Source organism: Specibacter sp. NPDC057265 (assembly GCF_042668835.1).
In the GTDB taxonomy this organism is placed as follows: domain Bacteria; phylum Actinomycetota; class Actinomycetes; order Actinomycetales; family Micrococcaceae; genus Specibacter.
Map to the genome: position 1 here is coordinate 67,935 of NZ_JBHUYE010000001.1, position 19,625 is coordinate 87,559.

The 19,625-nt window shown below is 66.3% G+C and carries 20 protein-coding genes; 3 read left to right on the forward strand and 17 right to left on the reverse strand.

Features of this window, described 5'->3' with window-relative positions; all coding sequences use genetic code 11:
- Nucleotides 1-3: 3 nt before the first annotated feature.
- From ACFUCV_RS00320 to glp, 4 genes are all read right to left on the reverse strand, one after another.
- Nucleotides 4-438 (reverse strand): molybdenum cofactor biosynthesis protein MoaE, encoded by a 435-nt coding sequence (locus ACFUCV_RS00320; RefSeq protein ID WP_380811438.1) that lies wholly within the window; start codon nt 436-438, stop codon nt 4-6.
- A gap of 49 nt (nt 439-487) precedes the next feature.
- On the reverse strand, nt 488-988 hold the full coding sequence (locus ACFUCV_RS00325; RefSeq protein ID WP_380810785.1) for a molybdenum cofactor biosynthesis protein B: 501 nt from the start codon (nt 986-988) through the stop codon (nt 488-490).
- A complete protein-coding gene (moaC, locus tag ACFUCV_RS00330) occupies nt 985-1,500 on the reverse strand; it encodes a cyclic pyranopterin monophosphate synthase MoaC (RefSeq protein WP_380811440.1) in 516 nt (171 codons plus the stop codon). The genes ACFUCV_RS00325 and moaC overlap by 4 nt, the downstream gene beginning before the upstream one ends.
- Nucleotides 1,501-1,565: 65 nt before the next feature.
- The gene (glp, locus tag ACFUCV_RS00335; RefSeq protein ID WP_380810787.1) at nt 1,566-2,864 is read right to left on the reverse strand and encodes a gephyrin-like molybdotransferase Glp; all 1,299 of its coding nucleotides are present in this window, start codon (nt 2,862-2,864) and stop codon (nt 1,566-1,568) included.
- A 118-nt stretch (nt 2,865-2,982) separates the two neighbouring features.
- On the opposite strand from glp, the gene moaA reads away from it, so the two are divergent.
- Nucleotides 2,983-4,083, forward strand: a complete 1,101-nt coding sequence (gene moaA, locus ACFUCV_RS00340; protein ID WP_380810790.1) for a GTP 3',8-cyclase MoaA — start codon at nt 2,983-2,985, stop codon at nt 4,081-4,083.
- A gap of 4 nt (nt 4,084-4,087) precedes the next feature.
- Nucleotides 4,088-4,369, forward strand: coding sequence for a MoaD/ThiS family protein (locus tag ACFUCV_RS00345; RefSeq protein WP_380810793.1), 282 nt, complete (start codon nt 4,088-4,090; stop codon nt 4,367-4,369).
- Nucleotides 4,370-4,385: 16 nt separating this feature from the next.
- On the opposite strand, the gene ACFUCV_RS00350 is transcribed toward ACFUCV_RS00345, so the two are convergent.
- The 8 genes from ACFUCV_RS00350 to truB form a co-directional block, all read right to left on the reverse strand.
- Nucleotides 4,386-5,744: a M16 family metallopeptidase gene (locus ACFUCV_RS00350; protein ID WP_380810797.1), complete on the reverse strand. Its 1,359-nt coding sequence runs from the start codon at nt 5,742-5,744 to the stop codon at nt 4,386-4,388.
- Between the two features lie 3 nt (nt 5,745-5,747).
- Entirely contained in the window at nt 5,748-7,988 is a 2,241-nt protein-coding gene (locus ACFUCV_RS00355; RefSeq protein WP_380810801.1) for a polyribonucleotide nucleotidyltransferase, read from the reverse strand.
- 378 nt (nt 7,989-8,366) lie between these two features.
- Entirely contained in the window at nt 8,367-8,636 is a 270-nt protein-coding gene (gene rpsO, locus ACFUCV_RS00360; protein WP_380810804.1) for a 30S ribosomal protein S15, read from the reverse strand.
- Nucleotides 8,637-8,747: 111 nt separating this feature from the next.
- Nucleotides 8,748-9,752: a bifunctional riboflavin kinase/FAD synthetase gene (locus ACFUCV_RS00365; RefSeq protein WP_380810806.1), complete on the reverse strand. Its 1,005-nt coding sequence runs from the start codon at nt 9,750-9,752 to the stop codon at nt 8,748-8,750.
- An 82-nt stretch (nt 9,753-9,834) separates the two neighbouring features.
- Nucleotides 9,835-11,010 (reverse strand): GNAT family N-acetyltransferase, encoded by a 1,176-nt coding sequence (locus ACFUCV_RS00370; RefSeq protein WP_380810808.1) that lies wholly within the window; start codon nt 11,008-11,010, stop codon nt 9,835-9,837.
- Nucleotides 11,007-11,429, reverse strand: coding sequence for a hypothetical protein (locus tag ACFUCV_RS00375; protein ID WP_380810810.1), 423 nt, complete (start codon nt 11,427-11,429; stop codon nt 11,007-11,009). The genes ACFUCV_RS00370 and ACFUCV_RS00375 overlap by 4 nt, the downstream gene beginning before the upstream one ends.
- Nucleotides 11,426-11,842 (reverse strand): hypothetical protein, encoded by a 417-nt coding sequence (locus tag ACFUCV_RS00380; protein ID WP_380810812.1) that lies wholly within the window; start codon nt 11,840-11,842, stop codon nt 11,426-11,428. Before ACFUCV_RS00380 ends, ACFUCV_RS00375 begins: the two co-directional genes overlap by 4 nt.
- Nucleotides 11,839-12,765: a tRNA pseudouridine(55) synthase TruB gene (gene truB, locus ACFUCV_RS00385; RefSeq protein ID WP_380810814.1), complete on the reverse strand. Its 927-nt coding sequence runs from the start codon at nt 12,763-12,765 to the stop codon at nt 11,839-11,841. Before truB ends, ACFUCV_RS00380 begins: the two co-directional genes overlap by 4 nt.
- 122 nt (nt 12,766-12,887) lie before the next feature.
- Between truB and ACFUCV_RS00390 the strand changes: the two genes are divergently transcribed.
- A complete protein-coding gene (locus tag ACFUCV_RS00390) occupies nt 12,888-13,670 on the forward strand; it encodes a hypothetical protein (RefSeq protein ID WP_380810816.1) in 783 nt (260 codons plus the stop codon).
- Between the two features lie 75 nt (nt 13,671-13,745).
- Here the strand turns inward: ACFUCV_RS00390 and rbfA are convergent, their stop codons facing one another.
- From rbfA to rimP, 5 genes are all read right to left on the reverse strand, one after another.
- The gene (rbfA, locus tag ACFUCV_RS00395) at nt 13,746-14,183 is read right to left on the reverse strand and encodes a 30S ribosome-binding factor RbfA (RefSeq protein ID WP_380810818.1); all 438 of its coding nucleotides are present in this window, start codon (nt 14,181-14,183) and stop codon (nt 13,746-13,748) included.
- A 104-nt stretch (nt 14,184-14,287) separates the two neighbouring features.
- Complete coding sequence (gene infB, locus ACFUCV_RS00400; protein ID WP_380810820.1) at nt 14,288-17,302, reverse strand: translation initiation factor IF-2; 3,015 nt, start codon at nt 17,300-17,302, stop codon at nt 14,288-14,290.
- 176 nt (nt 17,303-17,478) lie between these two features.
- A complete protein-coding gene (locus tag ACFUCV_RS00405) occupies nt 17,479-17,748 on the reverse strand; it encodes a YlxR family protein (protein WP_380810822.1) in 270 nt (89 codons plus the stop codon).
- 165 nt (nt 17,749-17,913) lie between these two features.
- Nucleotides 17,914-18,885 carry a transcription termination factor NusA gene (gene nusA, locus ACFUCV_RS00410; RefSeq protein WP_380810824.1) on the reverse strand — a complete coding sequence of 324 codons (972 nt, stop codon included), beginning with the start codon at nt 18,883-18,885 and terminating at the stop codon, nt 17,914-17,916.
- A 2-nt stretch (nt 18,886-18,887) separates the two neighbouring features.
- On the reverse strand, nt 18,888-19,517 hold the full coding sequence (gene rimP / locus ACFUCV_RS00415; RefSeq protein WP_380810828.1) for a ribosome maturation factor RimP: 630 nt from the start codon (nt 19,515-19,517) through the stop codon (nt 18,888-18,890).
- Nucleotides 19,518-19,625: the final 108 nt, after the last annotated feature.

A 19,625-nucleotide genomic window follows, 5' to 3' on the forward strand; every position in this document is an offset into this window, starting at 1 on the left:
AGCCTACTGGTTTTCCAGCCCGCCGATGGCTCCGGGCAGCTCTTGGGGTACGGCGCCGGCACCCACCCACTCGACGCTGCCGTCGGAAAAGAACTGCTCCTTCCAAATCGGCACCTCGGCCTTGATCCGTTCGACCAGGGCGGAGCACAGTTCAAAGGCTTCGGCCCGGTGGGAGGAGGACACGGCGCAGACCAGGGCCGCTTCGCCCACCTCAAGGGGCCCCACCCGGTGGGCCACCCACACGCGCACGGGGTGGCCGTCCGGGTCGCGGATGTCCCCGGCAAGCTGCTCCACCACCGCCCGCAGCACCCGGGATGCCAGCGGGTGGGCGCTGTAGCTCAGCCGCAGCACCGGCTGGCCGCCGTCGTGGTTGCGCACTATGCCGGCAAAACTCACCACGGCACCGGCCGCGCTGGAGTCCACCGCCGCCAGGGCCATGTCAACGCTGATGGTTTCAGGGCTCAACAAGGCCGCCACCACCTGGACATTAGTGCCCATGGCGGCCTCCGGCCTGTTCGCACAGGTGCTTGATGATGGGGTCCAGAACCTGCAGGCCGTCCCTGACCGCCGACGGCGATCCGGGCAGATTAATGATGATGGTGCCCCCGGCCAGGCCCGCGTGGCCGCGGCTCAGGGCGGCCATGGGTGTCTTGGCCAGTCCGGCGGCGCGGAGGGCTTCCATGATGCCGGGGATTTCACGGTCCAGCAGCGGCCGCGTCATTTCAGGGGTCTGGTCATCCGGGCTCAGCCCCGTTCCGCCGCTGGTGATGACCAGCGCCTGCCGTTGCTCCAGCGCGGTCCGCAGGGCTGCGCCCACGGCGGCACCGTCCGGGACCACCACGGGGGCATGCACGGCAAAGCCGTGGCCGCGCAGCCACTGGACAATGACGTCCCCGGTCAAATCGGCATAAATCCCCTGCGCAGCCCGGGTGGAGGCGATGACCACTGCCGCCCCGCCCGGCGGGCGCCCGGGGACCGAAGCGCTCATGCCGTGCCCCGTTCCGGGGCCGGCGCCGGTGCTGCACCATGCCCGCCCGCGGGGTCCACGGCCCAGTCCCCGCTTTTGCCCCCGGACTTCGCCAGCACCTGAATGCCTGAGATGACTGCGTGCTTGTCCACGGCCTTGATCATGTCGTACACATTCAAGGACGCCACGGAAACGGCCGTCAGCGCCTCCATTTCCACCCCCGTCACGCCCAAGGTCTTCACGGTGGCCAGCACCGTCACGGCACCGGCGCCCAATTCAAAGTCCACCGTGACCTTCGACAACGGCAGGGGGTGGCACAGGGCAACGAGTTCCGGGGTCTTCTTCGCCGCCATGATCCCCGCCACCCGGGCCACGGCCAGGGCATCGCCCTTGGGCAGGCCGCCGGAGCCCAGCAGCGCCATCACCTCCGCCGTGGTGTGCACAGTGCCGACGGCCGTGGCCTGGCGGGTGGTCACGGCCTTGTGCGAAACATCCACCATGACGGCAGTGCCGTCGTCGCGCAGGTGGGTCAGGGCCGCTTTGCCGGGCGTTGCATCGCCGGCGGAAAGCTCATCAGGGACGGGTTCTTCGGATGTAGTCACAGCAGCAATACTTCCACTTTTGCCCCCGGCTGCAATTTCGTGACCCCCGCGGGGATCTCCAGCAGGGCATTGGCCTGCGCCAGGGCACCCAGCAGGTGGGAGGATTCCCCGCCCACCTCACGCACGGATGCGGCAACCTCAAAGTCCGGGCCCTCGTAGCGGGCACGCCGGATCTGGTGTTTGCCCGCCGGGGACGTCAGGGCGTGCGCCAGGACCGCCACCACCCGGTGGCGGGGGGCAGGTGCGCCCAGCAGCGCCGTCAGGGCGGGCCGCAGGAACATCTCCACGGAAACGTAGGCGCTGACGGGGTTTCCGGGAAAAGCCACAAAGGGCACCCCACGGTACGTGCCCAGGCCCTGTGGCCCGCCCGGCTGCAAAGCCACCTGGACAAAATCCATCTCGGCATGCGCCAGCCCGCTCCCCAGCGCCTGGCGCACCACTTCAAAGGCACCGGCGCTGATCCCGCCCACGGACAGCACCAGCTCCACGCCGGCCCCGGCCGGGCCACCGCCAAGCCGGGAGTCCAGCACCTGCAGCAGTGCCGCCGGCTCGTCACTGACCATGTGCGCATGCACCACTTCAAGGCCCGCCTGCGCCAGCGCCGCAGCCAACAGCATCCCATTGGCGTCATATATTTTTCCCGCCGGCAGCCCGGCGGCCGCTTCGGGGCCGCCGGGGGCCACCACCTCGTCCCCGGTGGTCAGCAGCAGCACCCGGGGCCTGCGCCGCAGCTGCACTGCAGTGCACCCCAGGGCCGCAGCCAACCCCAAATGGGCGGCGTTGAGCACCGTGCCGGCGGCAATGGCCACGGCCCCGGCCGGCACGTCGGAGCCGGCCGGACGGACAAAACGCCCGGCCGTGGTGGCCGGCAGCTCCACCGTGCCGCCGGGGGCCAAAAATTGGGCCGGTGCAGCCAATTCCACCGGCACCACGGCGTTGGCGCCGTCCGGGACCATGGCTCCGGTCATGATGGGTGCGGCGGTGCCGACGGGCAACGCCGCCGGCACCGCCCCGGCCGCAATGGTCTCTCCCACCACAAAGGTGGTTGATTCCGTCGAATCACTGTTTTCCGGTTGATCAATGGCCACGCTGATGGCGTAGCCATCCATTTGTGAGTTGCTGAACGGCGGCAGGGCCACGCCAGCCACCAGATCCTGCGCCAGGACCCGCCCGAGCGCCTGGTCCAGCGCAACCAAAGCACCGGCGTCGTTCAGCACCGAGTCGGGGAACCGCGTCCAGCCGGTCCGCAGCAGTGTTTCAATGGCCTGTTGGTGTTCCACAACTGTTCTGCGCATGGCGTCCTTCACCCGGGGGCACCTGGCGGCGCCGTTGTCCCCATCCTAAGTGTTTAATGCACCTGGGCCGGCGGCGAACAAGGCAGACGCGAAACCCGTCATGGCGTAGCGTTGAGGCATGGAAAGCAATCATGTGGCCTTGGGCATGCCCGTAGTGCGCCCGGACGTCCCGTCCACGGGTGGGCACGGCGGCGGGCTGCTGGACCAGTTTGGCCGCCGAGCCACCGACATGCGCCTGTCCCTGACGGACAAGTGCAATTTGCGCTGCACCTACTGCATGCCCGAGGCCGGGCTGGACTGGCTGAAGAAGGACAAGGTGCTCACCGCCGCTGAAATTGTGCGCCTGGTGGGCCTGGGGGTGGACCGCCTGGGTGTGCGCGAGCTGCGGTTGACCGGCGGCGAGCCGCTGGTGCGCGCGGACCTGGTGCCCATCATTGCCGCGCTGCGCCGCAACCACCCGGAGCTGCCCATTTCGCTGACCACCAATGGCGTGGGCCTGGCCAAGAAGGCGCAGGCACTCGCCGACGCCGGCCTCACCCGGCTGAACGTATCCATGGACACGCTCCACCACGACGCCTTCCTCCAGCTCACCCGCCGCCCCTTCCTGGACCAGGTGCTGGCCGGCATTGAGGCCGCGGCAGCCGCCGGCCTGACGCCGGTGAAGATCAACGCCGTGCTGCTGCGCGGGATCAACGACGGCCATGCCGCGGAACTGCTGCAGTGGAGCCTGGACCGCGGCTTTGAACTGCGCTTCATTGAGCAGATGCCACTGGACGCCGACCACGGCTGGACCCGCGAGGGCATGATCACCGCCGCCGAAATCCGGGCGCTGCTGGCGCCCACGTTTACGCTGGCCCCCGACCCCCGGTCGCGCGACGGGGCGCCTGCGGAGCGCTTTGAGGTCAGGCACCCGGGCAGCGGCACGCTGCTCGGCACGGTGGGCATCATTGCCTCCGTGACGGAGCCCTTTTGCACCGACTGCCGCCGCACCCGCATCACGGCCGAGGGCAAGGTCATGAGCTGCCTGTTCTCCCTGACGGAGGTGGACCTGCTGGGGCTGCTGCGTGCCGGCACCACGGAGGCCGACGACGACGCCGTCGCCGCACGCTGGCAGGAGGCCATGTGGGCCAAGCCCCGGGCCCACGGCATGGGCCACCCGGGCCTGGGCGATGCGGACTTCGTCCAGCCGGACCGAAGCATGAGCGCGATCGGAGGATAGAAAAATGCAGATCCGGTATTTCGCTGCGGCAGCGGCCGCGACGGGCCTTGAGGAGCAGCACCTTGATTTGGCAGCCCACAGGGGCGCCGGTGATTTCACGCTGGCTGATCTTTCGGCGCATTTGGTGGCCGAGCATCCGGTGTCGGCTTCCGCCCACGTTCCGGCGCTGGCCGAGGTCTTGACCCGCTGCAGCTTTTTACTGAACGAGGCCGCCGCCGGCGGACCGGATACGGTGCTGGCCCAGGACGACGTGGTGGACGTGCTGCCACCCTTTGCCGGCGGCTAAGGGCGGCAGCACGGCGTTAGAGGCCGAAGGTCTCGGTTTCGGCAAAGGGGCCCACCACCGTGATGGTGCGGGGCGCGGCGGCCAGTTCGCGCGCCAGCTCCTGCACCTGGGTGGCCGTGACCGAACGGATGCGGCCCAGGGTCTCGTCAATGTCCAGGAATTCCCCGGACACCAGTTCCGAGCGTCCCAGCCGGGACATGCGCGAGCCGCTGTCCTCCATGCCCAGGACAATGCCGCCACACAGCTGGCCCAGGGCCTTTTCCAGCTCGCCGGCGCTGACGCCCCCGCCGGCCAGCTTCTCCAGTTCCGCCGTGAGCAGCCCAATGACCTGGCCCACCTTTTGCGGGGAGCAGCCAGCGTAGAGGCCAAAGTAGCCGGCGTCGGCGTAGGCCGAGGAGAAGGAATAGGTCGAATACACCAGGCCACGCTTTTCCCGGATTTCCTGGAACAGGCGTGAGGACATGCCGCCGCCCAAGATGGCGTTCAGCACGCTCATGACGTAGCGGCGCCCATCCGTGGCCGTGATGGCGGGGCAGCCCACAATGATGTTGGCCTGCTCCACCTGGCGCGTCACCACATGCAGCCCGGCGGTGCCGGTGATCTGCACGGCTGCGGGGCTGCGGCGCGCCACGGGGGCAACGTCGGCGTCCAGGGACCAGCCGGCGGCCGTCAGCGCGGACAGCACCTGCCGGCACACCTGCTCGTGGTCCAGGCCGCCGGCGGCGGTGATGACCAGGGTTTCGGGCCGGTAGTGTTTTTGGTAGTGTTCCCACACCGAGGCGCGGGGAACGGCCTTGATGGCCTCGGGGGTCCCGCCAATGGGGCGGCCCAAGGCGTGGCTGCCCAGCACCGCCTGCACAAATTTTTCATGCGCAACGTCGGTGGGGTCGTCGCCGTCCATGGCGATTTCCTCCAGGATGACGTCGCGTTCCTGCTCCAGCTCGGCCGGATCAATGACCGCGGAGGTGACCATGTCGGCAATGACGTCAATGGCCATGGGCAGGTCGGTGTCCAGCACGCGGGCGTAGTAGCAGGTGCTTTCCTTGGCCGTGGCGGCGTTGGATTCACCGCCCACCTCGTCAAAGGCCGACGCTATGTCCAGCGCCGTCCGGCGCCTGGTGCCCTTGAACAACAGGTGCTCCAGGAAGTGGGTTGAGCCGTGTTGGCCCTCGGCTTCATCCCGAGAGCCAACACCAACCCAGAACCCAATTGACGCACTGCGCTGCCCCGGCATGGCCTCGGTGAGCACCCGCACTCCCCCGGGCAGGACCGAACGGCGCACGGCGGCGCCGTCGGCCGTGCCCGAAATGAGGGTTGAGGTGTTCTCCGCCAGGCCGTCGGCAGCGCTGTGAAGCGGCAAAAGGGTCATCGCCATGAACTACTCGGCAACGCTTTCGGCAATTGCCTCTTCGGCGCTTTCGCCTTCCTCGGCAACCACCGGGGAGAGGGAGAGCTTGCCGCGGTCGTCGATCTTGGTGATTTCCACCTGGATCTTCTGGCCCACGGACACCACGTCATCGACATTGTCCACACGCTTGCCGCCGGCCAGCTTGCGCAGCTCGGAGATGTGCAGCAGGCCGTCCTTGCCCGGGGTCAGCGAAATGAAGGCACCAAAGGTGGTGGTCTTCACAACCGTGCCAAGGTACCGTTCGCCGGTTTCGGGAACCTGGGGGTTGGCAATGGCATTGATGGCCGAACGGGCCGCGTCGGCAGAGGGGCCGTTGGTGGCGCCAATGTACACGGTGCCGTCATCTTCAATGGAGATGTCCGCGCCGGTGTCCTCCTGGATCTGGTTGATCATCTTGCCCTTGGGCCCAATGACCTCGCCGATCTTGTCCACCGGGATCTTCACGGCAATGACGCGGGGGGCGAACTCGGAGAGCTCGTCCGGAACGTCAATGGCGCTGGTGAGGACACTGAGGATGTGCAGGCGGGCTTCGCGTGCCTGCTTCAGCGCGGCGGCCAGCACGGAGGCCGGGATGCCGTCCAGCTTGGTGTCCAGCTGGATGGCCGTGACGAACTCGGCGGTGCCGGCAACCTTGAAGTCCATGTCGCCGAAGGCATCTTCGGCACCGAGGATGTCGGTCAGGGCCGCGTAGCGGGTCTGGCCGTCCACCTGGTCGGAGACCAGGCCCATGGCGATGCCTGCAACGGGTGCCTTCAAGGGCACGCCGGCGTTGAGCAGCGACAGGGTCGAGGCGCACACCGAACCCATGGAGGTGGAGCCGTTGGAGCTCAGCGCCTCGGAGACCTGGCGGATGGCGTAGGGGAATTCCTCACGCGTGGGCAGCACGGGAACCAGTGCCCGCTCGGCCAGGGCGCCGTGGCCGATTTCGCGGCGCTTGGGCGAGCCCACACGGCCGGTCTCACCGGTGGAGTACGGCGGGAAGTTGTAGTTGTGCATGTAGCGCTTGCGCGTCACGGGGCTCAGCGAGTCAATTTGCTGTTCCATCTTGAGCATGTTCAAGGTGGTGACGCCCATGATCTGGGTTTCGCCGCGCTCAAAGATGGCCGAACCATGCACCCGCGGCAGGACCTCGACCTCGGCGGTGAGCTGGCGGATGTCAGTGAGGCCGCGGCCGTCGATGCGGACCTGCTCGGTGAGGATGCGCTGGCGGATGACGTGCTTGGTGACGGCACGGAAGGCTGCGGAGAGTTCCTTTTCCCGGCCGGCAAAGTCCGCTGCCAGGGCGGCAATGGTCTCGTCCTTGAGGGAATCGGAGGCGTTCTCGCGCTCCTGCTTGTCGGCAATGGTGAACACTGCCGCCAGCTTGGTGGCGGCGGCCTTTTCGACGGCGTCGTAGACGTCGTCTTCGAAGTCCAAGAAGACCGGGAATTCAACCGTGGGCTTGGCCGCGCGTGCTGCCAAATCCGCCTGCGCATCGCACAGGGCCTTGATGAAAGGCTTGGCGGCTTCCAGGCCCTCGGAAACAATTTCCTCGGTGGGGGCCTGGTGGCCCTGTTCCTTGATGAGCTTCCAGGAGTTCTCGGTGGCTTCGGCCTCCACCATCATGATGGCAACGTCATCACCGGCAGCCTTGCCGGCCACCACCATGTTGAACACGGCGTTTTCCAGTTCGGAGTGCTTCGGGAAGGCAACCCATTGCGGGCCCGCACCGTCGTCGATCAAGGCCACGCGCACGCCGCCAATGGGGCCGGAGAACGGCAGGCCGGAAAGCTGCGTGGACATGGAGGAGGCGTTGATGGCCACCACGTCGTAGAGCACGTCGGGGTTGATGGCCAAGACCGTCACGACCACCTGGACCTCGTTGCGCAGGCCCTTGACGAAGGCCGGGCGCAGCGGACGGTCCATCAGGCGGCAGGCCAGGATGGCCTCGGTGGAGGGGCGGCCCTCGCGGCGGAAGAAGCTGCCCGGAATGCGGCCGGCAGCGTACATGCGCTCTTCGACGTCGACCGTCAGCGGGAAGAAGTCAAAGCCTTCGCGCGGGTGCTTGCCGGCCGTGGTGGCCGACAGCAGGACAGTGTCCTCGTCAATGTAGACCATGGCCGCACCGGCGGCCTGCTGGGCAAGGCGGCCGGTTTCAAAGCGGACAACGCGTGTGCCGAAACGGCCGTTGTCAATGACGGCCTCTGAATACTGAATCTCGGGACCCTCCATAGAGAGTCACCTCCATTTCCTTTTAAGTGTTCTTCAATGAACCCCTGCTGCAAGGACGCACAGTTCATTCTTTTCACAGACCACCACCGGATGGTGCCGTGGTGCCTGTACTACACCCGGTCTTCGATCGAGGCCCACGGGACGACGGCGCCTGCCAAGGACCTTGGCCAGGTGCGCGTCCCGGAAGCCACTACCGAGGACCGCGAATGCGTGAATGAAAGAACGTGCGCCCTCAAGCGTTGCGGGTTTGGTGCCGACGGAACGGACCGCCGGCCCCTACTTCACAATATATGTTTTACAAACCATGAAAGGCGACCCCCCAGCGTTTCGGAACACAAGGGTGTCCCGTTAGCTGGAAAGCCGCCTTTTATGCGCAAACTAGCGACGCAGGCCGAGGCGCTCGATGAGCGTACGGTAGCGGGTGATGTCAGTGTCCTTCAAGTACCCCAGCAGACGACGACGGCGACCAACCAGGGCCATCAGGCCGCGGCGGGTGTGGTGGTCATGCTTGTGCATCTTCAAGTGCTCGGTCAAATCCAGGATGCGGCGCGAGAGCATCGCAACCTGAACCTCGGGAGAGCCGGTGTCACCTTCGCTGGTGGCGTAAGCCTTCATGATTTCCTGCTTTACAGCGGCTTCAAGTGCCACAACTGACTCCTCTGGTGTGCCGTGAACATGTTGCTTGCGGCCGGGCCCAAAACTGCCCGCACACAAGGGAATCCAGCCACCACGGACTGCAGCCGGACTCCAAAGACCAGTTTAGTCCACCGCCGGCGCTTCTGTCGAAGCGGGGCTGTGGGAGGCGGCGGCGCCACGGGGCGGCGCCGCCAGCACCTGGCGGGCCTGCACCACGTCCAGATGCATTTGCTCAATGAGCGCCGCCGGCCCCGTGTAGGCCACCATCCCGCGCAGATGCCGGACAAATTCCAGCCGGACGCGTTGGCCATACAGGTTGAAGTCCTCCACCGGCTCCTCGGGCCGGTCAATGACATGCGCCTCGACCTGGCGGGACACGCCCACGAAGGTGGGGTTGGAACCGACGGAGATGGCCGCCGGCCAGCGGTGTCCGCGGGAGTCGGTCAACCAGCCGGCATACACGCCGTCGGCAGGGATGATCCCGGTGGATTTGGCCGAGAGGTTCGCGGTGGGGAATCCCAGTTCCCGTCCGCGGGCGGCGCCGTGGACCACCTCGCCACGCACGCTGTGGTGCCGGCCCAGCACCTGCGCCGCCGTGTCCACCTCGCCCTTGTCAAGGGCTTCACGGACCCAGGTGGAGGACCAGCGGCGGTCATGGCCCTCATCATTGACGGTGATGACGTCAAAGCCCAGCTGCCGGCCCAGCTCCTGCATGGTGGACAGTTCCCCCGCGTTGCCCCGGCCAAAGCGGACGTCCTCCCCCACCACCACGGCGCAGGCGCGCAGCCCGCGGACAAAGACGTTTTCAATGAACTCCCGGGGCGTCTGCTGGGCAAACTCCAGGTTGTAGGGCATCACCAGCACCCCGTCGAGCCCCAGCGCCGCCATGGCCGCCAGCTTCTCCTCCAACCCCATGATCTGGGCAGGTGCGGACTCCGGGCGGTGGATCAGCGCCGGGTGCGGATCGAAGGTCAGCGCCACGCTGTGCGCGCCGCGCGCGGCGGCTTCGGCACGCACCTGCCCCAGGACCTCCTGGTGCCCGCGGTGCAAGCCGTCAAAATTTCCCAGAGTGACCACGCAGGGGCCAAAATCCAGGGGAACCTCATCAAGACTGTTCCAAATGTGCACAGCTTTTCCTCATCCGTTGACTCAGTGGTCCGCGGCGGCGCTGCCATTTCAGCGCCGCCGCGGTGGTGGCGGTTTTTCTAGGCTACCGCGTGGCGGGTGCCGGACCGGTCCAGGGCAGCTGCGGTGTGCGCGGCTCCCCGGCCGCCAGTGACAACACCCACTGCCCGCGCGGTGTTCCCCGGTCGTTGTGGCTGCCGCGCAGCTCGCCGTCAAAAGCAAAGCCCAGCTTCCACGCCAGCTTCCGGCTCCCCCAGTTCGGGACCATGGCATGCCAGTGCACAAAGTCCAGCCCCAGCTCCCCGAAGGCGTACTCCAGCAGCACACGCACCGCCGCTTCGGCAATTCCGGTGCCCCGGGCCGTAGGGCCCACGTTGATGCCCACCGCTGCCGCCTTGGGGATCCTGCACTGCAGGTCCACCGTTGCCAGCAGGGCGTTGCTGGCGGGGTCCGCCACGGCGAAGGTCAAAACCTTCCCGGTGCGCCAGCCCTCAGGGACAAGGTGGCCAATGAAGGCTTGGGCGTGGGCCAGGGTGTAGTCCAGCGGGACAGTGGTCCACCGCACGGATTCCGGATCGCGGCAAAACCCAATCAACGCGGGCGCGTCGGCCATGGTCAGGGCCCGCAGCACCACGGTGTCCGCCCGCAGCTCAGGCACCGCGGGGCCGGCAGCCTGCCCGTTCCGGGCCGCCCATTGCGCGGCGTCGAGGCTGAGGATGACGCCGTCCACCACGCGGCCGGCTTCATGGCCCCAGCCGGCGATGGGTGCCCCAGCCACGAAGCCGCAGCGCCGGGCCAGGGCCAGCCCCGGGTAATTTGTTGCGGCGCTGTGCCAGTGCAGGTACTCCAGGCCCAGGCCGTCAAAGGCCCAGCGGCAAAGCAGTTCCACGGCCCGTGCCGCGCTGCCCGTTCCCCGGCCCTGCGGCAGCATCTTAATGCCCACGGCGGCGGAACCGCCGGGCCGGGTGGAAAACACCTCCTGCAGGCTCACGGTCCCCACCACGGTGTCAGCACCGCCAAGGTGTTCAGCCACGGCCAGGCGCAGCTGTTTGCCGCTGTCCCAGCCGGCGGCCAGATTGCCGTCGATGTACGCGGCGGCGGCCTCCGCATCCATGTCCGGCACGGAGCCGGTCCACCGCACGTTCTCCCGGTCCCGGTGAATGGCGGCAAACGCTGCGGCGTCGGAAGTTTCAAAGCGGCGCAGGGTGGTGGTCCCGGCCGTCAGCCGCGGGTGTGCACCGTCCAAGACCCCAGACGTCATGTGGCGTCCCGGTGCCGGTACAGCCAAATGAGTCCCAGCACGGGCAGCAGCAGGGGGATGTAACCGTAGCCGCGGCCAAACATGCTCCACACCGTGGCATGCGGGAAGGCCTGGGCGTCAAAGACGCTCAAGGCCCCCACCACCAGCACGCCCGCCAACTCCACGCAGACGGCCGCGGCGGCAATGCGGGCCCAGCGGACGCCCGGCTTCGCCAGGGCCACCGTGGCCACAATGTAGACCACTGCGGCGAAGCCCGAGAGCAGGTAGGCCACCGGCGCGTCGGCAAAGTGGGTGGCAATTTGGAACGCGGCCCGGGCGGTGGCGGAAATGGCGAAGATCCCGTAGACGGTGATGAGCAGGCGGCCGGCGCCGGAGGTGCGCCCCTGCGGGTTGCGGACGCGCGATGTTGAGGTGTTCATAGTCCAAGTCCTAAATGCAGCGCATTGAGCGCCGCGGGTGCGGCAGTGGTTGTTCCATACCAAATTTGTGCCATGCGGGCCAGCATGACCGCCACCGTGACCCCCACAAAGGCCATCACGAAGTTGGACCAGTGGGTGCGTTCCAGCATGGCCCAGTAAAAGCCCGCCACCGGCAGCATGGCGGCCGTAAAGACGTAGCCCCAGAACTCCCAGGCCTCGCCCACCAGCGCTTCGGAACCGGCCAGGCGGATGGCGGCGGCGACGGCGTAGACCACAATGAAAAGTTCCACGCCGGCCAGGGACAGCAGGGTCAGATCATTGGGTTTCCTTTTCAGGATCCCGGCTAGGAGGCAAATGACGGTGGACGCGCCCCCGACCACGGTCCCGGCTATGAACCAGCCGTCAACGCTCACGGCGCCACGTCCCGGCCCGGAGTGCCGGATGCCGGCGGCGCATCCGCAGGGAACACCAAAACGGGCCTGGCGTGCCGGCCGGCATCGAAAAGCAGCGCCACCAGGGTGCCGTCGGGGGCAAAGGCCGCAGCGGGCGCCTCGGCCGTGTGGGTGCCCTCCGCACTGGCGGGGATGCGCCGGCCAAAGGACAGCTCCACGGCCTCGTGGGCGCTCAGCTCGCGGACGGGCATGAGGGCCCGGGCGGCGTCGGCAATGTCCAAAATCCGCATTTCACTGGCCAGTTCCTCAAGCGTGCTGGCCTGTGCCAAGGTGTAGGGGCCCACCGCACTGCGCCGCAGGGCGGTCAGGTGGCCGCCCACGTTCAGGCCGGCGCCGAGGTCGCGGGCCAGCGCCCGGATGTAGGTTCCGGAGGAGCACTCCACCGTGACGTCCAGGTCAATGAAGCCGTCCACACGGCGGATCTGCGCCACGTCAAAACCGTGGATGGTGACGGGCCGGGCGGCAAGCTTTACATCCTCGCCGGAGCGGACCCGGGCGTAGGCGCGTTCACCGTTGACCTTGATGGCGCTGACGCTGCTGGGCACCTGCATGATGGGACCGCGCAAAGCCGCGATGCCGGCGGCAATGGCCGCATCGGTGACCATCCCGGTGGCGGCGGTGGCAGTGACCTCACCCTCGGCGTCGTCGGTCACGGTGGTGGCGCCGAGCCGGATGGTGGCCTGGTAGCTTTTGCCGGTCCCCACTATGTACGTCAGCAGGCGGGTGGCCTTGTTGATGCCCACCACCAGCACTCCCGTGGCCATGGGGTCAAGGGTGCCGGCATGGCCCACTTTGCGGGTCCCTGCAAGCCTTCGCATCCGGCCCACCACGTCGTGGCTGGTCCATCCCTGCGGTTTGTCTACAATTACCAGTCCAGAAAGCACGCTTTGAAGTATATCCGCACCCGCCGCCCCTCATGGTGAGTTGTCCCCATCGCCGGACGCCGCGCAGTGTTTTAGTCTGTTCAGTGGAGTAAACATTTCGCACCCATCATTGACGGAGAACCATGAAGTCCACAACAAGCCCCGCCCCCAAGCGTTCGCTGGCCGCACTTGGTGCAGGTGCCGCCCTCACCTTGGCGCTCACCGGCTGCCTGCCCAGCCCAGGTGCCGGCAACGACGGCGATTCCAGCCCGGCAGCGCAGGAACAAAGCGCCGCCGCGGCAACGCCTGAGTCCACTTCCGCATCCTCTGACCGCGGCGGGGAAGACTCACCCACCACGGCAGCGGCCACCAAGGCTGCCACCAACGCCCCCGCCGCCGCCGGAAAAATCACCGAGCCCGGCACCGAACTGAAGTTTGGCGAGGTGGCCTACACCCACAGCAACAGCGGCGAGCAGGGCACGGAGAAGTACAAGGAAGCCACGCACGAGACGAAGGTCACAAAGATCGTCAAGGGCAGCGAGGCAGATCTGGCGGCACTGAAGGACGCCTCGAAATTTGCCGGCCAAATCCCGTACTACGTCTTCACCGACGTGACACTGACCTCTCTGAGCAAGCCCTCGGCCGGCATTGGCGATCCGCGCATCCAGGGCCACCTCAAGGACGGCACCGAGGCGCAAAAGCTCATTGTCATGGGGACCATGGGCGAATGCGACTCGGGCAACTTCAAAACGGAGGGCGACGGCGATGCCTTCAGCTACGTGGTGGGCTCCAGCAAGACCATCTGCAGCGTCTTTTTGGCCCCTGCCGGTGATGAAGTGACCACCGCCAGCTACGACGACTCGAACTTCAACTACGAGAACTACAAGGACAACAAGTACCGCGACAACCCCATCACCTGGGGATAGTCCCGGCACCCAAAAAAGCACCTGCCGCACAGTGCGGCAGGTGCTTTTTTGTGCCTGGAGGCCCAGGCGTCCGGATTAGGCGTCGCCGGCGTCTTCCTCGTCCTTCTTATAGGGGTCGGCTTCGCCGGCGAACTGCGCGGTGGCGGAAATTTCCGCCAGTTTCGCGTCCCGCTCCTTGGCCACCCGCAGCAGCGCCTCAAGGTTGGAGGCGTTTTCGGGGATCTCATCGGCCACGAATTCCAGGGTGGGCGTCAGGCGCACGGTGATGTTCCGGCCCACCTCGGCCCGGAGCACACCCTTGGCGCGCTCGAGCCCGATCTTGGCCTCGCTGCCGGCGGTCTCATCACCAAAGACCGTGTAGTAGATGGTGGCGTGCTGCAGGTCGTTGGTCACACGGGCGTCGGTGACGGTGATGCCCTCCACGCGCGGGTCCTTGACCTTGGCCCGCAAGCCTTCGGCCACGACAACCTTGATGCGCTGGGCTAGCTTTGACGCGCGGGCTGAATCAGCCATGATGAACTCCTAAAAATGTTGACGATAGGAAAGGTGTCCACACCATCCTAGGGAAGAAAAAGCCGGCTGGGCGTCCCATGGACACCCAGCCGGCTCACTTGTTGCTAGGCGCGCGGCTTCTCGCGCATTTCGAACGTCTCAATGATGTCCTCGGCCTGGAGGTCGTTGAACGACCCCAAACCAATGCCACACTCGAAGTCCGTGCGGACTTCGGTTGCGTCATCCTTGAAGCGCTTGAGCGAGTCAACGGTGAGGTTGTCACCAATGACCTTGCCGCCACGCAGCACGCGGGCCTTCGTGTTGCGGCGGATGGTGCCGGAACGGACGATGGAACCGGCAATGTTGCCGTGCTTGGAGGAACGGAAGACCTCGCGGATTTCCGCGGTGCCCAGCTGTGCCTCCTCGTACTCGGGCTTGAGCATGCCCTTCAGGGCCAGCTCAATGTCATCAATGGCGCCGTAGATGACCGAGTAGAAGCGCATGTCCACACCTTCGCGGTCGGCCAGTTCGGCCACCCGCTCGGCGGGCTTGACGTTGAAGCCGATGATGATGGCGTTGTCCACGGTGGCCAGGTTCACGTCGTTCTGCGTGATGGCACCGACACCGCGGTGGATGACGCGCAACTGCACGCCTTCGCCGACGTCGATCTTCAGCAGTGAATCCTCCAGCGCCTCAACGGCACCGGAAACGTCACCCTTGAGGATCAGGTTCAGCGTGTCAACCTTGCCATCGGCAACTGCCTGGTCGAAGTCCTCCAGGCTGATGCGCTTGCGACGCTTGGCCAGGGCCGCGTTGCGGTCGGCAGCTTCACGCTTTTCAGCGATCTGGCGGGCCGTGCGCTCGTCGGAGGTCACGAAGAAGGTGTCACCGGCGCGGGGAACGTTGGACAGACCCAGCACCTGGACCGGGCGGGACGGACCCGCCGCGGTGAGCACTTCACCGTTTTCATCGAACATGGCGCGGACACGGCCATGGGCAGTGCCGGCAACAATGGTGTCACCGACGTGCAGGGTGCCGGACTGGACCAGCACGGTTGCAACAGCACCGCGGCCCTTGTCCAGGTTCGCTTCAATGGCAATGCCGCGGGCGTCCTTGTTCGGGTTGGCGCGCATGTCCAGGGCGGCGTCGGCCGTCAACAGCACAGCTTCGAGGAGTTCCTCAATGTTGATGCCGTTGCGGGCGGAGACGTCCACGAACATGGTGTCGCCACCGTATTCCTCCGGAACCAGACCGTACTCGGTCAGCTGGCCACGGATCTTCTCCGGGTTGGCATCGTCCTTGTCGATCTTGTTCACCGCCACCACGATCGGCACATTGGCGGCCTGTGCGTGGTTCAGCGCCTCAATGGTCTGCGGCATCACACCGTCATCGGCGGCAACCACCAGGATGGCAATGTCGGTGACCTTGGCACCCCGGGCACGCATGGCGGTGAACGCCTCGTGGCCGGGAGTGTCAATGAAGGTGATGGAGCGTTCGTTGCCGTCGTGCTCATGCACGATCTGGTACGCACCAATGTGCTGCGTGATGCCACCGTGCTCGTCGGCGACGACGTCGGACTTGCGGATAGCATCCAACAGGCGCGTCTTACCGTGGTCAACGTGACCCATGACCGTGACCACCGGCGGGCGGACCTCAAGGTCCTCGTCGCCTTCGGCTTCAAGCTCGGCGTCGAAGTCAATGTCGAAGCTGCTGAGCAGTTCGCGCTCCTCGTCCTCCGGGGAAACGACCTGGACCTTGTAGCCCAGCTCGGCACCCAACAGGGCAAAGGTGTCTTCATCCAGGGACTGGGTGGCGGTTGCCATTTCGCCCAGGTGGAAGAGCACCGTCACCAGCGCTGCCGGGTTTGCCTCGATCTTGTCGGCGAAGTCCGAGATGGACGAGCCGCGACGCAGACGGATGACGCTGTTGCCGTCTCCACGGGGCACGCTCACGCCGCCCAGTGAAGGAGCACTCATCTGCTCAAGTTCCTGGCGCTTGGCGCGCTTGGACTTGCGCTGCTTGCCACGGCCTGCGCCGCCCTTGCCGAAGGCACCCTGGGTGCCACCGCGGCCGCGGCCACCCTTGCCGAAGCCACCACCGGCGGGAGCTCCACCCGGAGCGCCGCCTGGCGTTGCGCCGGGAGCACCCGGACGGCCACGGCCCGGAGCACCGGGACGGTCATTGCCGCGGCCGGGAGCCGCGGGGCGCTCGGTGCGGTTGGGCATCATGCCGGGTGTGGGACGTGCCGCACCTCCAGGACGGGGTGCGCCGGGACGGGGTCCACCGGCACCCGGGGCGCCGGCCGGACGCGGGGCACCCGGACGGGGACCACCGGCACCTGCTGCGGGACGGGGGCCACCGGCACCTGCCGCGGGGCGGGGACCACCCGGGCGGGGGCCGCCTGCTCCAGCTTCAGGCGTGCGTGGGCCACCCGGACGCGGCATGCCCTGGGAGGTGGCAAAGGGATTGTTCCCCGGACGGGGGCCTGCGCCACCGGCTGCGCCGGCCGCGGGACGGGGCGCGCGGCTGTCGCTGCGGTTCTCGTTGCGGGTTTCATTCCGGGTCTCATTGCGTGTCTCGGACCGCGCGCCGGAGCGCGGCATGCCCTGGGACGTTGCGAAGGGGTTGTTGCCGGGGCGCGGGGCTCCGGGTGCACCAGCCTTGCCGGCAGGTGCGGCCGGGGCAGCGGGCTCGGCGGCTGCCGGGGCAGCTGCCTCTGCGGGAGCCGGTGCTGCCGGAGCGGCGGGAGCCGGTGCTGCGGGTGCCTCAGCGGCGGGGGCTGCCGGGGCGGCTTTCACCGGGGCAGCCTTGGCGCCGGGCTTGGCAGCCGATGCTGCCGCCTTGGGTCCGGGCACTGCCGAAGGGGCTGCCGGGGCAGACGCCTCCGCGGGAGCCGGTGCTGCCGCCTTGGGGGCGGCTGCGGCCGGTGCGGGCGAAGCCGCAGGCTTGGATTCGGCAGCCTTGGATTCGGCAGCCTTGGGTGCTGCCGGGAATGCGTCGCGAAGCTTCTTCACGACGGGGGCCTCAATGGTGGAGGATGCCGAACGAACGAATTCGCCGAGTTCCTGCAGTTTGCTTACTGCTTCTTTTGAGGTGATGCCGAGCTCTTTTGCAAGCTCGTGTACGCGGGCCTTGGCCACATTTCTCCTGTCTCAGCCCGCACCGGACAGGTACGGGCTGTTTAATTCTTACTGCACCATTCCATGTCGGAAAGGGCGGCGTGAGAGCACATGAAATTGCTCATTTTTGGGCACTCATCGCTGGGTACTCATCGGGTTTCCATCGGTTTTCTGACCCGCTTTCACAAAAGGGACAATTAGGTTCGTGCTTCGGGTTTTGCCACAAGGGCCAATTCGTTGGCTGCAAACGATTCGGCGGCTGCCACCGCAGTGACCCCGGGAAGGGCCCTGCCGATGGCGCGTCGCTTCAACGCTTTTGACCAACATGCCGGATCGGGGTGAAGCCATGCTCCCCGGCCAGGCAGACGGCGTCGGAGATCAACAGCCACTTCCATGTCACCGGAAGCGGTGCTTGTCCTCACCAGCCGCACCAACTCGCTCCGGTCCCCCACCTTCCTGCACCCCACACACGTTCGAACAGCACCTCTGGCAACATTCGCTGGGCGCTGCGGCTGATTGCTCTGCGCTGCGACTGCTTGTATTGCCAAGTGTGCTGTTACCTTCGGTGCTAAGGGTTCAGGGCATTCGGAATCCCGGTGAGATCCATTCTACCGCCCAGTTATGGTGCAGACCTATTCCGCCGCGGCATCGGAGACGATGTCTATGCGCCAACCGGTGAGCTTTGCGGCCAGGCGGGCGTTCTGACCCTCCTTGCCAATGGCCAAAGACAACTGATAATCAGGGACAACCACACGGGCGGAACGGGCAGCCTCATCGACAATGGTGACTGAAATCACCTTCGACGGTGAGAGTGAATTGGCAATGAAAATGGCTGGATCCTCGTGAAAATCAATGATGTCGATTTTCTCGTCGTTCAGCTCTGCCATGACCGCGCGGACGCGGGAACCCATTTCCCCAATGCATGAACCCTTGGCATTGACCCCGGCCTTGTTCGCCTGCACTGCCATTTTGGTGCGGTGGCCGGCTTCGCGTGCCAGTGAAACGATCTCCACAGTGTTGTCGGCAATTTCCGGCACTTCCATTTCAAAGAGCTTGCGCACCAGGCCCGGGTGTGAGCGCGAGAGCGTAATGGCGGGGCCCTTGGTGCCCCGGCGGACGTCCACCACAAAGGACCGGATCCGGCTTCCGTGGCGGTAGCTTTCACCGGGAACCTGCTCATTGGGAGGCAGCACGCCTTCAACGGCTCCAAGATTGACCTGGATCATGTTGGGGTTGTTGCCCTGTTGGATCTGGCCGGAGACCAGCTCGCCTTCCTTGCCGCGGAATTCACCCACCACTGCGTCGTCTTCCTCGTCGCGCAGGCGCTGCAGGATGATCTGGCGTGCGGTGCTGGCAGCAATGCGGCCAAAACCCTTGGGGGTGTCGTCGAACTCGCCGATGGGGGCGCCGTCGTCGTCAAGTTCCGCCGCCCAAATGGTCACATGTCCACTCTTGCGGTCCAGCTCGGCGCGCGCAATCTCGTGGCAGCCAGGCGACTTGTGATAAGCCATCAACAAGGCCTGTTCAATGGTGGGGATGAGCTTGTCCAGGGGAAATTCCCGCTGACGCTCCAACTCCCGCAGTGCGCTCATATCAATGTTCAAGGTCAGCTTCCCTCTCCGTCGACCGCGCCATTGGCGGCCGGTTCAAATTCCAAATCGAGCTCCGCCTCATCAAGGCGGGCAAATTCCAACTCCACAACACCACGGCGGATCACTGCAAACGGCACCTTTTCAGGTTCCCCCTGCTTGGCCTTCATGCCCTTCTTCACGGGAAGTTCGGGCAGGAACAGCACGCCGTCGTCCTCCACGGCCAACACGCGGCCCATGAAGTTCTCCCGGTCCGAGGCGTTGATTTTGACCATCCGGCCCAAGGCCCGGCGCCAATGGCGCGGCTCGGTCAAGGGACGGGTTGCACCCGGGGAGGAGATTTCCAAATCGTAGGCACTGCCGTCGTCGTCCGGGTCGGCATCCATGGCTTCCGAAAGTTCACGTGAAATGGCGGAGATGGCATCAAGGCCAACGCCGCCCTGCTGATCATCGGCCAGATCCACGATGACCGATACGGTGCGGTGGGAGCCGGCGAAGTGCACCTTGACTTCCTCCAGGAACAAGTCGGCGGCAGCCACCGTGGGAGCCAGTAATGCATGAAGCCTCGCAGCTTCCAATGCCGGATCCATGCCCGCGGGCCGGTTTCCTGAGCGTGCGGCCGATTGCGGCCTGGCTGGCTTGGTCATGAAAACGCACGCCTCCCTATTGATGATGTTGTAGGTATCTACAGTACCGAGTTTCCCCCGATGCCGCCGACTACTTTTCGTGTGAGTATGGACGCACACGGTGTGCCG